Raw genomic sequence first — 14312 nt, 5'->3', positions numbered from 1 at the left:
ACAAATGGAAATATTGCAAAGTTCAGTTGATATGATGTGGGTCATGCTCGGTACGTTTCTCGTCTTTTTCATGCACGCAGGATTCGCCATGCTCGAAACCGGATTCACCCGCTCCAAAAACACATTGAATATCCTCATGAAAAACTTCATCACGATTTCTCTCGGCGCCATCCTTTATTTCCTTGTCGGGTTTGCCCTCATGTTCGGCACAAGCGCGGCCGGCTTGATCGGAACGGACGGTTTCCTGCTTGCAGGTCGCGAAGACATCGGCTTCTTCGTCTTCCAGGCTGTTTTTGCAGCGACATGTGCCACGATCATTTCGGGAGCTGTCGCAGAACGCATGCGGCTCGGCGCCTATATCCTGTTGACCATTGCGATGACCGCAGTCATCTATCCGGTTGTTGGCCACTGGGTGTGGGGTGGCGGCTGGCTCGCAGAACTCGGCTTCATTGATTTCGCCGGCTCGACTGTCGTCCATTTGACCGGTGCGACAGCTGCATTCATCACTGCCTGGAAGCTCGGACCGCGCCTCGGCAAATACAGCGGCAGGACGATCAACTCGATTCCCGGCCATAATTTGCCGCTCGGTGCTCTGGGCGTTTTCATCCTATGGCTCGGCTGGTTTGGTTTCAACGGCGGCAGCACCCTGGCAGCGGACCCGGCGCTCGTGCCATCCGTCATCCTGAACACCCTGCTCGCCGCATCAGCAGCAGTGCTTGCCACCGCCGCCTACACACGCTTCCGCTACGGCCGCATTGATCCTTCCCTGACGCTGAACGGTGCGCTTGCAGGACTCGTCGGAATCACGGCAGGAGCTGCAAACGTTTCTTCCGGCAGCGCCATCGTCATCGGCCTGTTGGCGGGTCTCATCATGACCGAAGCCGTCCGCCTGCTTGATTCCAAAATCCGCGTGGATGATCCGGTCGGCGCCATCGCAGTCCACGGTGTTGCTGGCATTTGGGGCACTGTCGCACTCGGCTTTTTCGATACCGCAAGCGGTCTGATATACGGAGGCGGCATCGGGCTGCTCGGTATCCAAGCGCTTGGCGTGGCCGCAGTCATCACCTGGACGCTTGTCGCCGCTGCGATTACGCTGGTTGCAGTCAATGCTGTAATCCCGCTCCGCGTTACGGCGGAAGATGAAGAGAACGGCCTCGACTTCTCGGAACACGGTTCTCAGGCATACGAGATGCAAAACGTACTGACTGGCGCAGTGCCCGCAAGCGAATCATTCGCTGAGCGCCTGAACCAATTGGGTGACGCTTCTCCCCCTCGCGTCCCGTGAAAAAGGAATGAAAAATCCGTCCCGGCTGATATGGGACGGATTTTTTGGATGTATAAATGGCATAAAACCGGTCTATTTTTTTCTGCGCCCGATACGAGTGAGTCTGATACCCTCTCGATGCACCCCTCATTCATAAGACTTCATAACCACCGGAAGCAGATCCGACAGCTCATGCGCAAGCAAACTATGTGCAGAGCGGGTCTTGACCCACTCGTCCGCGCAGGCTCCGTGCAGATGGACGGCATTCAGGACTGCATGCTGCCAGTTATCGTGACAGCACAGCATGCCGAGTATCATGCCAGTGAGCGTGTCACCTGTTCCGCCTTTGGCAAGCGCCGCGTTGCCCGTTGAATTTTTGAAAACCTGACCATCCGGAAAAGCGATGATGGTCCCTTGGCCTTTCAATACGATGGTGACCCCGAGCTTGCGGGCCCATTCAGCGGCATAGAACGCCCGGTTTTCCTGCAGTTCCGCAACCGGTATTCCGGTGATCCGCGTAAACTCACCCGGATGCGGCGTCAAAATGACAGGCGCTTTTGCTTTTGCATAACTCCGCTCCGATAACGCACCTGCATCCAGCACGAGCGGTTTGCCGATCCCGAACAGACGCTCGACTGCCCGTTCCGTCCGCTCATCCGGCAGCATTCCCGGCCCCATTGCGACCGCCCGGTAATCATCGAACGGAAAGCCGGATTCCTCCAGGCGGTCAAGCAAGTCGAATTCAAACGTCGCTTCCGGCACAAATGTGCTGATTGGCACCATCGATTCCTTCGAAGTCGCCACCACCAGCTTCCCGGGGCCGCTCCTCATCGCACTCAGGGCAGCCAACACCGCAGCACCTGGCATACCAGGGCTCCCTGCCACCAGCAATGCGGTTCCGTAGCTGCCTTTATGGCTGTCTGCCGAACGGTGCGGCAAATACTCTCGTACATCTCGTCTGGACCAAACCAGGATTTCATCCATCGTTACTCCCCCTCTCCATACAATAGGGATAGCCGGTGACCCATCCATCTAAACCATCGTAAAAACGAGCTTGTCTGAAATATAATCGCTTTACCCTCTTCTTCCATGTGTTAAGATGGGAAAGACAAATAATCGAATTGAATTCTTCGGGGCAGGGTGGAATTCCCTACCGGCGGTGAGCAGCTCCCTGCTGCAAGTCCGTGACCCGCGTTGGACGGAAAAGAGATCGTTTTCCGTTGAACCGGTGGAGCTGGTGAGAATCCGGCACCGACAGTTATAGTCTGGATGGGAGAAGAATTCAATTTTATTTGTTATGTGCCGCTTCTTTTCGATCACCGAATCGAAAGGAGGAATTCATATGAGACGACTTGTCCGCGCGACATGTTTTTTCAGCATTGCATTTTTCAGGTCATACAGCTTGCATTCCCCCTCAACCGCGAGGGCTTTTTAAACATGGCCAGAAACTGTCTGTTCACATTTCCCGAAAAGAAGACCGGCACATCGGCAACCGTATCATCATCTTCATGCTGCCCAGCATGCCCACCCCCACCACCCATTCGCCCCATGGTGGAATTTACCCAAACCTTGAAAGATCTGTTCGGAAAGAAACATCCCGCCCCCGGAAGGAGGTGCCTGAATGTTTACAGGAATCATTGAAGAAGTCGGAACCGTCACAGCGCTGCGCCAGAAACCGCAGGCGATGGAATTGACGATTTCCTGTTCCTTCATTTTGGACGATGTCAAAAGAGGCGACAGCATCTCGATCAACGGCGTCTGTCTGACAGTGGCTACCCATGACCACAAAACTTTTACGGCCGATGTCATTCCGGAAACCGTCCGTTCATCGACCATGTCGGAGCTGCGTGCAGGCTCCCGCGTCAATTTGGAACGGGCAATGCCCGTAAATGGCCGTTTCGGCGGCCATTTCATCAGCGGCCATGCTGACGGTGTCGGAATCATTCGTTCCGTCAAAAAAGAAGCCAACGCTGTAACAAAAACAATCGAACTCGATTCCTCGCTGATGAAGTACATGATGAAAAAAGGATCTATAGCCGTAGACGGTACGTCTCTCACGGTTTTTTCGGTCGGCACCAATACCGTCACAATTTCACTCATTCCCACGACCCGGGAAGATTCCTTGCTCGGTGAAAAAGGGACTGGCCAGCGCGTCAATATCGAATGCGACCTGCTGGCAAAATACACGGAAAGAATCCAACAGACTGATAAGCCCGGCATGTCCAGGAACTGGCTGGCAGAACAAGGATTTTAAAAAGGAGGCACCCCATTGTTTTTCACAGTAGAAGAAGCACTGAACCAACTGAAAAAAGGCAAAGCCATCATCGTCACAGATGACGAAGACCGTGAAAATGAGGGTGATTTCGTCGCCTTGGCTGAGCATGCGACTCCAGAAATCATCAATTTGATGGCATCCGAAGGCCGGGGATTGATTTGTGTTCCCATCAGCAATGCCCTGGCAACGAAACTCGGCGTCGGCTTGATGACTGACGATAATACGGACCATTACGGAACCGCCTTCACCATCAGCATCGACCATAAAAGCACAACTACGGGAATCAGCGCATTTGAACGATCACATACAATCCTGAGCATGATTGACGAAGACGCCGAACCGTCCGACTTCAAGCGCCCGGGCCATATTTTCCCGCTTATCGCAAGGGACGGCGGCGTTCTTGAACGCACAGGCCATACAGAGGCTGCCGTGAATCTGGCCGGGCTTGCAGGCTCAGCCCCTGCCGGCGTCATCTGCGAAATCATGAACACGGACGGTTCGATGGCCCGCATGCCCGATCTCGTGAAGGTGGCTGAACGCCTCGGCCTCGGTATTTTGACGATCAAACAGCTCGTCGCCTGGCAACAAAGAAAAACATCCCGGGATTGGATTCCCGCTAAAGGAGCAGAGCGAGTATGACTATACATTATGAAGGTTATTTGAACGGCGAAGGGTTGCGGATCGGCATCGTTGTCGGCCGCTTCAACGAATTTATCACAAGCAAATTGCTGAGCGGAGCCGAAGATGCATTGAAAAGACATGGTGTAAAAAGTGACGATGTCTCGATTGCCTGGGTGCCCGGCGCATTCGAAATCCCATTGATCGCCAAGAAGATGGCCGGCAGCGGAAAGTATGACGCGGTCATCACACTGGGGACCGTCATCCGCGGAGCGACTCCGCATTTCGACTATGTATGCAGCGAAGTGGCGAAAGGCGTTTCACGTGTCAGCGACCATTCCGGAATCCCGGTGATTTTTGGCGTCCTGACGACCGACTCCATCGAGCAGGCCATTGAACGGGCAGGCACGAAGGCAGGAAATAAAGGCTGGGAATCCGCGGCATCCGCGATTGAGATGGCGAATCTACTGAAGAAACTGGACTGAGTCTGAAATTAGCGCTAAAAGAAAAAATCCATTCCCGGCAATCTAAACTGCCGGGAATGGATTTTTATTTTGGAATGATGGTTTTGACCCACAGAGAGCACTCCCCGAAGACGTGAATTCGATCAAGGACTGTATTCTTCTCCTTTTTCCTCCCTCGTCTCCCGCACTTCCGTTTCAAGCTTTTCCTTTATTTCTTTCCGGATTGTGTCTTTCCGGTCGACTTCCTGCCTGAAATGGTTCCTTACTGTTTCGTATCTTGTATCGATCAAATCAAGGTAGACATCCACCGCTTCTTCATCTTTGAATTTTTCCAGCTCTTTTAAATCATAATGGAGCGCGTGCATTTCGTTCTTGGAAGCAAGCGACAGGAAACTGACGTCATTGTTGGCTGCGAGCATATCGAAGTGGATATCATTGCTCTGTGCAAGAATATCGAATATGCGATCGTTGCTCCAGGCCAGCCATTCCCAGTAAAGACGGCTGTATTCCTGTTTCAGATATTCATTCAATTCGCTTTCGGAGTACACCGATTTGTATTGCCCGTTGCCCGCTTTCGCCACTTCCTCCAACTGCTTCTGGCCTTCGTTGTCCACGTCGAAGCCGATGATGTTCACTTCCGCCTGGATGTCAGACCCACTCAACGAGGCAGCAGCCGCAACCGGATCGCCGTCGCACGTCTCGATGCCGTCACTCACGACGTAGACGACATTGCGCACGTTTTCACCTTTCTGTTCATTCAAATCCGCTTCAGCCGCTTCGATGGCACCTGCGAGCGGTGTCCATCCGGCCGGTGCGAATTGATCGAGCGATGCTCTAAATTTCTGCTCGTTGTAACCGCTCAGATCGTAGACCACTTCATTGCTGGCACAGGACATCGCTTTGTCAGCATCTGTCCCGGTCCCTTCATGGCCATAGACGCGCAGCATGATGTTCGAGCCTTCCGGCAGATCGGCTGCGTATTTCTGGATAGCAGACTTCGCGAGCTCCATCTTCTGCCCGCCGCTCACTTCACCTGCCATACTGCCGCTCGCGTCAAGCAAAATCGCGACATTCACGGTTTCCGATTCGGGGATATCGATTTCATCTTCCGGAGTGGCAGAATCGATTTTGATGACCGGATCGGTTTCATTGATGATCGTTGCTGCTTCCTCTATATTCGCAGCGAATAAAGAAACCGCGAGTGAGTAGGCTTCTTCTCCGGTCATGCCATCAGGAGCCACCTCCAGTTCCCGTTGCAGCTCTTCTCTTTGCTGCTCCGTTATTTCATTGGGGATGTATTTGCCTTTTTCCTTCACCATTTCCTCGACATTATGGACGGCCGCTTCCGGCATATCGTTCTCTGCCGGTTCCTCCTCTTCTTCATCGCCTCTGTTTTCGATTGCTGTCTCCGCTTCCGGCTGTTCCTGCACGGTATCGTCCGCTTGTTCTTCGGGCGCTGCCGCTTCTTCGTTCGAACAGCCTGCAAGAATTGCGAGAAACAATAGCATGATGATAAGCCAGTTCATTTTTATGTTTTTCATATTGCCTCTCCTCTCTGCGTTTACTTTCGCATATGTATACGGGCTCCGCATCCCCCGGTTTCACTTCTGCGGAATTTAGGTGCTTTCGGACTGGCGTAAATTTTATCCTTCGCTGGAGATCTGACGAAATTGATGAATGTTTTCTGTGCAGAAAAATAGGTGTATACTGAACTACAGAAAAAAACGACATGAAATGGAAATGGTGATCATGATATGAAACGGTTCTTTCAATTTAACGGCAGGAGAATCATCAAAACAGGACTCGCAGTCTTTTTAACCGCAATCATCTGCGAATGGTTCGGCTGGCCGCCCGTCTTCGCCGTCATTACGGCAATCGTCACGATCGAGCCTACAGTCAGCGATTCGATCAAGAAAGGACTTGTCCGCTTTCCAGCTTCTGCCATCGGTTCAGCGTTCGCTGTCTTCTTCATTACACTCTTCGGGAACGCCCCGATCACGTACGCACTCGCAGCCGTCGCTACAATAGCAGTCTGCTACAGACTCAACTTGCACGCCGGACTGCTCGTCGCCACCTTGACATCCGTCGCGATGGTTGAAGTCATCCACGACCATGTCGTGATCTCCTTCTTCATCCGCCTCGGGACAACGACCGTCGGGCTGCTCGTCTCCACTGCTGTCAACATGCTCGTCCTCCCGCCGGACTACCGCAGGGATATCTTAAAGAACATCCAGCAGATCAGCGACCGGGCAGGAACCATGCTCGAGCAGACATTCCGCGAAACGCTCTTTGACGGGGATGCGAGCCGAAAAGGTGAGCAACTGGTAGTAAAAGAGCTCATCACAGACATTCGCAAGACGGAAACATTGATCCGCTTCCAGCGCGACGATGCCACCCTTTACCCGTGGGTCCGTGAAAGGGAAACCGTACTTCTCATGGCCGAGAAGCAATTGCTGTTCCTGCACAACCTGGAATTCCACGTGGACGCACTGTTGCGCGTGCCCCGGCATGAGATCAAGTGGACAGCGGCAGAGCGGGAAATCATCATGGACGCCGTCACCGGCCTTGCCGATGATCTGCAATACGCAACTCCTTATAATCACGACAAACATCAGCGCCAATTGGAGCGCATCACAGATCTGTTCTGGAAAAATACCAGGAGTATCACAACAAGCAATACCGCGCGCCCTGCCGAGTTCCCGCCGGAGTTCACGATTCTCTATGAGCTGATCACGATTTACGATCTGGTGGATAAGTTCTTCGATCCGGATAGCGTGCGTGTTGATGGAACTGCCAAAGAATAAAATGTACGACCCATGGCCCGGGGATGACAGGCTAGTCGAACTTAAATGCTGTTCCAGCGGGCATGCAGCAATCGCCCGGTAGTCATTGAACGGAAAGTCGAATTTCTCCGGACAACTTTCCGGGACCATAAGGGGATATTTCCCCTCAGTAACCGTCCCATTCCAACTGCACCAACAGAAGCGCCGTATTAACGACCGTCGCGATGGTCACCCACAGTATAGCGTGAAACTGATTCCTGCCAGTATTGAAAGAAAATGAAAGCGGTGAGTGTAGATTTTCCCGATGATAAGAAACAGTGAAAACAGCATGCCGATAATTAAAATCGTGGAAATGCCGAGTCGTTCATAAGAGAACGCAATGATCCAGCCCATATTACAAAACGACAGCAGGATAAACTACGGCGAGATCAGCAGGACCTGCTCGCTGATATTCTGTTTTTTCGCTTAATCAATAAGTAGACCAGGGGAATCAGCACCAGACTGTAAATGACGCCCCAAATCGAAAACGTAAAAGGTGCCGGAGAAATCAGCGTCAAGTACTGGTCGGAGATGTCCGCTTGGCTCTGTCCATTAAAGAATCCGGAAGATCCAAGGTAATTCACTCCAAGCGTCGCTAAAAACAGGACCAGATTCACTATCGCAAATAATTTCGCTTTCTTCAGCGTGTTTTCATACATACGCATATATCCTTCCATCTTGTCATTTTATTTTCACGGGCCTATTCGGCATTTCACAATTGTCCGTCCGAGATGCTTGCCATTTTTGATGGCATCGATTACAGCCGGCACGTCGTCGAGTGAAATTTCGTTCACCAGAGCCGTTGCGGAAATGTTCCAGTCGTTGGCGATATTCTTCCAGATCTCCGGCCGTTTTTCGATCGGCACATTCACCGAATCGATGCCAAGCAGATTGATGCCTCTTAAGATGAACGGCAGAACCGTTGCCGTCAGCTGGATACCGCCTGCCATGCCGCATGTGCTCATGCTGCCGCCGTAGGAAAGCTGCCGAATGATGGCAGAAGCCACGTCCCCGCCTACTGTATCCAAGGCGAAGTCATATTTTTCGCGGTTCAACGGCTTTTTCACATCTCCGAGATTATCCGGGAAAATAACGTTCGTTGCACCGAGTGATTTTGCCACTTCCACTTGATGGTCTTTGCGGACAAGTGCCGTGATTTTCTGATACCCGTTTTTCGAAAGGATCTGCAACGCGACACTGCCGACACCTCCGGTAGAACCGGTCACCAGAATTTCAGGATCATTTTCCGGCTTCATACCATTTTTCTCCAATGCCATGACCGACAATGCGGCCGTGAATCCAGCTGTCCCGAATACCATCGCGTCACGCAGACTCAATTTTTCCGGCAGCGGCACTACCCAATCCGCCGGCACCCGCGCAAATTCAGCAAATCCGCCAGTATGGCTCATCCCCATTTCAAATCCGGTGACGACCACTTCCTGCCCTTCCTGAAAACGAGGATCGGCTGACTCGACCACAGTGCCGCTCAGATCAATCCCCGGAATCATCGGATACTTGCGGATCACGCCGCCATTTTTTTGGACTGCCAGCATGTCTTTGTAATTCAGGGAAGAATAGGCGACGTTGATGAAGACCTCGCCCCCTGACAGCTCGCTATCATCGATTTGTTCCACACCGTACTCCAGTTCTTCCTCTTGTTCTTTGATGACAATCGCGTTAAACTTCTCCATCCATTATCCACTCCTTTCCTTATCTCTTCCCATATCTGCTGACCGGCGAAACAGTTTTATTTCAAAATCCTGTAAAAAATATAAATACACACTCCCTGTTGTACCGCAAGAAGTGTGTCATGTATGGACATTAAGTTTTCGGAGCATGTTCAAATCTGTGTCGATTTTCAGATTTACTTTTCCCGATTTATCACTTCTTTTACACCTTTCGCTTCATTCAGCCCCCAGTTTTTCTCTTACATGAGCTGCCTCTTGTCTTTCTGGAATTCAATAAGTAATTCGTTCTTTTTTTCACCTTAACAAGGGTGGAAATCGCTCTTCCCAGACACCCGGCTATAAGCCGTTTTCAGCCGTAATGCGGTTGCGGCCAGCACGCTTTGATTCGAACAGCAAGTTGTCGGCGAAAATATAGCCTTTTTCAATCGATGGGTGATCTTCGAATTTCTTGTAATACAGCCCGAACGATGCCGTGTAAGAAATCTCCACAGGTTCATCGTTGAAATCGGCAGTGGTCACACTGTCTGCAAGGTTGCTTCTCAAGTTTTCGAGCCGCTCCTGGATTTCTTCAAAGGTGCTGTTGCGGAAAAATAAGGTGAATTCTTCTCCACCGCTCCGGAACAGCAAATCCCCTTCCCGCAAATAGCTTTTCAGAAACGCTGCGAAATGCTTCAGCACTTCATCCCCTACCGCATGGTTATACGAATCATTGACGGTCTTGAAGCGGTCGATATCGGCAACGACAATGCCAAACGTTTCACCGGAATCGCTCAGTTCCCGCATTTTCAAGTCCATGAATGCCCGGTTGTTGGCTCCAGTCAAAGCGTCCCGGTACGCCATCTTCATGAACTTGTCCCGGTCGTCTTTATCTTTCAGATTTTGTAAGATTGGGAAAATTGACTGGCTGACAAAGTAATTCAAAAGGAAAACCCCGATCAGCAAATCCCAACTGCCTTCTATTAGGAAAATGAACAGAAAGCCGTTGATCAGTGCCGTTTTTCCGAGATCCAATCCATTCCAGTTGTCATAGAAATTCAGCGCTTCTCTGAACGAGTTGATTTTTTTGATAAAAATGAAGTGGATGAGGATAAACGTATCCGTCAACAAATTCGTGATGAACACAAGAATGGCGAACAACAACCAGAAGCCGAACGGAATATCCTCAACAAGCGGCGACAGCAAGCCATACAAGTAGAAGCAGAAGATATTGGCGAAGCTGAAGATCGAGATATTATAAAAGACATACAGGAAAGGTTTCCGGTAATCCGGTTTTCTCCATTTATTGATGAGATGGACCGATACATTGTAGAAGATCTCGTAAATCACAGCTCCGAGCGGCCCGGCAAATAAGGCGATGGCAATCCCGTAATTGATTGCGTAATCCAGCTCGGTGTCGCCATATTTTATTTTCAATCGCAGCTGGGAATAGATGACGGAAAAAAAGACGAACACCGCAACAGTCATCAGAAAATGCATTATCGGAATGTCCGGTCTTTGTGAAAATACAGCGATGGATGTTGCAATAAGAAAGAGAAGCATCATCATTACGTTCTGTCTGTTCATTGAGCATCCCTTCCTTTCTTCCATGCAGGCATACGAGCGGCGCATCTCATTGCTTGTTATCATACATCGAAATTTACGAATAATCCCATTATATATGAATTCAGGATGGCCATGGGGGATTATCTTTCGTCTTTCCCTGCTGAGCTTCGTGCGTCCCATCCTTGAAAAGAGAGACTCTTTCGAGGGTGTAAAGTAAATCAAAACAAACACGTACCTGCTGATTGCAGTGAGTACGTGTTTATTTAAAGTGCCAGACCCCGAGATCAACTGCCGATCCATTTGGTGTGGCCATAGATGAATTGAGAATTAAAGTTTCATGTCCTCGCGAACGGTACATTCATCTAAACTGTCGTGTGTTGTCAGTATCGTTCGTTTTTTTACGCCAGTGCGCTTTTTAGCTATCCGAGAAACTTTTCGACCACTCCGAGAAACAGGCGGTCCTGCTCGACATTCGGGGCATGGCCGGAATCCTGAAATTCCATATAATCGGCATCCGGAATCAGGACCGCTGTTTCCCGACCCTTTTCCGGCGGATTCAATCTATCATGCTTGCCGCTGATGACAAGCGTTTCCGCTGTAATCCGCTTCAACTTATCCCGGAAATCGAAATCCCGCAACGCTGCAGAAGCCGCAGCCTGTTCATCGGCGTTCAACATGCGGCTGTTATTCGCAATCCACTTCTGCCAGTCATTGACAGATTTCTGGTCATGGAAAATCAATTGGGAAGAGATCGCCAATTTCTCTGCAATGCTCATTCCTTCAAGCTGTTCTTCGTAACGGTCGAACATCTCAGCCATTGACGATTGCTCGCCAAATGATTTGGTAGCTGCAAGGATCAGTTTTTCCACTCGTTCGGGTTGTCTGATGGCAAGGCCCTGGGCGATATAACTTCCCATTGAAATGCCCAACACATAGACGGAACTCAGTTTGAGGTGATCCAATAAAGCGATCGCATCGGCGATATGATCGTCCAAAGTGAATTCATCCGGCCGGTCGGATTCGCCGTGGCCGCGCGAATCCAAAGCGATGACCCGGAACTTGTCCTGGAAATAGCCGATCTCCCGGTAAAACATCTGGTGATTGCTGGTCAATCCATGCAAGAGCAGGAGCGGCCTGCCCTCGCCGATCTCTTCGTAAAACAATCGAACTCCTTCATTATCATAGAATGGCATACCGATTCTCCTTTGATTACGTCTTGATAACACCCTATACCCGACTTTACCGGAAAATAAATAACCCGCAGGTATACGCGGGTTATTCTTTAATGTTAGAAGGCATGGCTTTTCACATTTCTCTGCGGTGAAGAAGAGAGTTGTCCGCAAAGGGAGAGATTCGAGCGCCGCATACTTAAAGAACCATTGCGTGCACTTCCCATGTAAGTCCATCAATTCATACGACGAATTAAAGTTCCTTCTTTATGATTGTGTCGTCTTATGCGAGAACGGGCACTTCCCTTGAATAGGTTCGCTGTCGTCGCCGATGAAGAATTGCTTCCATTCGTTATGATCCGGATCGCCGAAATGGCTAATATCCGGATGCGTCGGGAGCTGGTCCCATTTCTCCACACGTTGGCGCACTTTTTCACGTGACATGATGCCGCCTTTTTCAGTCCCGGTCAAGCCTTCGAAAATACGGCGCGGCTGAAAACCAAGGACCATGGCATTGCCAAGATCACGCGTCTTGCGTTGTTTGTAGGCCGGGGCGTTCCCGAAAATGAAAATCGGCTCGCCTTTGAACACGAAATCCCACAAGTAATGGTCCGGATCTTTCGGTTTGTCAGCCGGCCATTCCGTATCATCCATCTGATGCAGATATTGCAGGATCGCCCAAAACTCATCACGGTACTGCTCGAGGCTGCCTTCCATTTCGAACGGTTCCACGAAAACGAAAAGTCCGTGCCGCTTATGTTTTGGATTATTGAACAAGGACAGGAACTCTTCCACTGCGGCAGGCAAGGAAGACCAGTCGTCCCGGCTTATGTATGCATATCTTAATTCGCCTTTCAATTCCCCGCTCATCCCGAAATAGCACGGAAATGTTTTATCGGTCACGGTCTCATGGAACGTCTGGTACTCATTCACCAACCATTCCGGCAAGTCTGTACGTGTTTCAAAATCTTCTTTCGTCAATAAAGCTTTATAGGCTGTTTTCATTATGTTCCCTCCGATGCGTTAGTAACCCCTTCCTCTTATTTCCTTGAATGGGCAATTCTAAACACATTCGAAAAGAACCGAAAAAAACACCCGCGAGGATGAGCCAGCTACTTCTACTTCCCAGGGAACGGCACCACTCCCAAACAATTTATACCAATGAATAAAAAGGATAAACCACATCCGAACCCTTGATGCAGCATATGCGGTCATGTATAAAGTATAAATTGTCGTGTATTATCAAAATCGTTTAGAATTGCTTCTTTCCCCGGGATGCAATTTACCCTGAAACCGATTTCACTGTGCGAAAATCGAAAATTACTGTTTAACCAAGAAAGCCCGATTCAGTTGGAAGATTCCAGCTGAATCGGGCTTTCTAGGAATTCACTTTATACTACGTGTAAATTTCTCCATGCGATTTTCCTTTCTTGCTTCATTCCACAGTCACTTCCGAAGCAAGGGAATACGAAAATTCCGCTGGCAGATCGAACGGCATAACACTCACCATGTCCCCTTCCTCCAGCTCTTCGTATGTCGTCACGTTCCCTTTGAAAATCGTGGCGTCTGTTAAATGCACTTCTTCGACAGACGAACCGCTCCAGAGTCTATTTGACGTCACTTCCACCGTGAAACTGGTCTCAGCTTTTTCCGTCACGACGCCTTCAATGATTCCAAAAAAGAACGAACTCGATTGGATGAGCAGCGCAATCGCACCAAGCCAAACGACCATCTCACTCAATGTGAAAATGGAATGCTTCGGGTACGCTGAAGCTTTCCACTCGAAATACGCCCGGACTGAATAATCCACTATCACAAAGAAAATCCCCCAGATGACGAAGTACGTGATCGCATAATCTTCTAGGATGACGAGATACGTCGTTGCGAGTCCTGTAATTAGTGAAGCCCCCCGCACGAACCAATCCACTTTCCGGTGCGTTTCATTTAGGTGATTAGAAGAAAATAATTCCTTCTTCCTCGGCTCAACCTTCAACCACTTCTTGAGCACGAATTTTAGAGTGGCGTTCACCGAGAATACAATAAGCCAGAATAGCAACAGCTTGAACCACATTTTGCTGACCTCCTCTCTCGATTTGATCTTTCGGACTGCTACTCTAAAAAAGGGCTTACTCACTACATTATTAAAATGAATATTCCGTCTTTTTAAAAGTTGTATTTCTTCTATTATACACTCATATTCACTAGGAGTTCTATTAGTTTATTAACGGTTGACATTAAAAAAGCACCGATCAAATGATAGGCGCTTGTAACCGTTAAACTTAAGCTAAGTAGGCCCCGCTGTTTAAACTGGAGGTAAGATGGTAGGCGGAAATAAGATTTTCTTCATATCGCCTTTTGCGACGACTGTATCTGAAACATCTGCCTGTCCGGTCACCGGAGACCAAGCCCCAGCTCCTATCAGGATTGCAGTGAGTGCTGCAATCACCATCAATTTGCCTTTTTTCATCGT

Annotated in this window: 14 protein-coding genes and 1 riboswitch; of the genes, 5 read left to right on the top strand and 9 right to left on the bottom strand. The window is 49.8% G+C overall.

What is annotated here, in order from left to right:
• The first annotated feature begins 4 nt into the window (after nt 1-4).
• Nucleotides 5-1285: an ammonium transporter gene (locus GIW82_RS12815; RefSeq protein ID WP_154750344.1), complete on the top strand. Its 1281-nt coding sequence runs from the start codon at nt 5-7 to the stop codon at nt 1283-1285.
• A 126-nt stretch (nt 1286-1411) separates the two neighbouring features.
• Here GIW82_RS12815 and GIW82_RS12810 read toward each other — a convergent pair whose 3' ends face one another.
• A complete protein-coding gene (locus GIW82_RS12810; RefSeq protein WP_154750343.1) occupies nt 1412-2248 on the bottom strand; it encodes an NAD(P)H-hydrate dehydratase in 837 nt (278 codons plus the stop codon).
• Nucleotides 2249-2386: 138 nt separating this feature from the next.
• Nucleotides 2387-2549: riboswitch (FMN riboswitch) on the top strand.
• Nucleotides 2550-2885: 336 nt separating this feature from the next.
• On the opposite strand from GIW82_RS12810, the gene ribE reads away from it, so the two are divergent.
• The 3 genes from ribE to ribH are packed head-to-tail and all read left to right on the top strand — an operon-like array spanning nt 2886 to nt 4642.
• Complete coding sequence (gene ribE / locus GIW82_RS12805) at nt 2886-3518, top strand: riboflavin synthase (protein ID WP_154750342.1); 633 nt, start codon at nt 2886-2888, stop codon at nt 3516-3518.
• A 15-nt stretch (nt 3519-3533) separates the two neighbouring features.
• Nucleotides 3534-4178 (top strand): 3,4-dihydroxy-2-butanone-4-phosphate synthase, encoded by a 645-nt coding sequence (gene ribB / locus GIW82_RS12800; protein ID WP_154750341.1) that lies wholly within the window; start codon nt 3534-3536, stop codon nt 4176-4178.
• Nucleotides 4175-4642 carry a 6,7-dimethyl-8-ribityllumazine synthase gene (ribH, locus tag GIW82_RS12795; protein ID WP_154750340.1) on the top strand — a complete coding sequence of 156 codons (468 nt, stop codon included), beginning with the start codon at nt 4175-4177 and terminating at the stop codon, nt 4640-4642. The genes ribB and ribH overlap by 4 nt, the downstream gene beginning before the upstream one ends.
• 122 nt (nt 4643-4764) lie before the next feature.
• Here the strand turns inward: ribH and GIW82_RS12790 are convergent, their stop codons facing one another.
• Entirely contained in the window at nt 4765-6162 is a 1398-nt protein-coding gene (locus GIW82_RS12790; RefSeq protein WP_195914051.1) for a vWA domain-containing protein, read from the bottom strand.
• A 213-nt stretch (nt 6163-6375) separates the two neighbouring features.
• Here GIW82_RS12790 and GIW82_RS12785 point away from each other — a divergent pair, with 213 nt between their 5' ends.
• The gene (locus tag GIW82_RS12785; protein ID WP_154750338.1) at nt 6376-7425 is read left to right on the top strand and encodes an aromatic acid exporter family protein; all 1050 of its coding nucleotides are present in this window, start codon (nt 6376-6378) and stop codon (nt 7423-7425) included.
• Between the two features lie 407 nt (nt 7426-7832).
• Here the strand turns inward: GIW82_RS12785 and GIW82_RS12780 are convergent, their stop codons facing one another.
• From GIW82_RS12780 to GIW82_RS12750, 7 genes are all read right to left on the bottom strand, one after another.
• Entirely contained in the window at nt 7833-8102 is a 270-nt protein-coding gene (locus tag GIW82_RS12780; protein WP_154750337.1) for a hypothetical protein, read from the bottom strand.
• A 33-nt stretch (nt 8103-8135) separates the two neighbouring features.
• Nucleotides 8136-9134 carry a YhdH/YhfP family quinone oxidoreductase gene (locus tag GIW82_RS12775; RefSeq protein ID WP_154750336.1) on the bottom strand — a complete coding sequence of 333 codons (999 nt, stop codon included), beginning with the start codon at nt 9132-9134 and terminating at the stop codon, nt 8136-8138.
• Between the two features lie 333 nt (nt 9135-9467).
• Nucleotides 9468-10694 carry a GGDEF domain-containing protein gene (locus GIW82_RS12770; RefSeq protein WP_195914049.1) on the bottom strand — a complete coding sequence of 409 codons (1227 nt, stop codon included), beginning with the start codon at nt 10692-10694 and terminating at the stop codon, nt 9468-9470.
• Nucleotides 10695-11092: 398 nt separating this feature from the next.
• Nucleotides 11093-11866 carry an alpha/beta fold hydrolase gene (locus GIW82_RS12765; RefSeq protein ID WP_154750334.1) on the bottom strand — a complete coding sequence of 258 codons (774 nt, stop codon included), beginning with the start codon at nt 11864-11866 and terminating at the stop codon, nt 11093-11095.
• Between the two features lie 243 nt (nt 11867-12109).
• Entirely contained in the window at nt 12110-12847 is a 738-nt protein-coding gene (locus tag GIW82_RS12760; RefSeq protein WP_154750333.1) for a YqcI/YcgG family protein, read from the bottom strand.
• A gap of 430 nt (nt 12848-13277) precedes the next feature.
• The gene (locus GIW82_RS12755) at nt 13278-13913 is read right to left on the bottom strand and encodes a DUF4181 domain-containing protein (RefSeq protein WP_154750332.1); all 636 of its coding nucleotides are present in this window, start codon (nt 13911-13913) and stop codon (nt 13278-13280) included.
• 231 nt (nt 13914-14144) lie between these two features.
• Entirely contained in the window at nt 14145-14309 is a 165-nt protein-coding gene (locus GIW82_RS12750) for a hypothetical protein (protein ID WP_154750331.1), read from the bottom strand.
• Between the last annotated feature and the right edge of the window lie 3 nt (nt 14310-14312).

The organism is Planomicrobium sp. YIM 101495, from assembly GCF_009707665.1.
GTDB lineage: Bacteria > Bacillota > Bacilli > Bacillales_A > Planococcaceae > Planococcus.
Note: the sequence above shows the minus strand (reverse complement) of the source record. Positions and strands in the feature narration are given on the sequence as shown.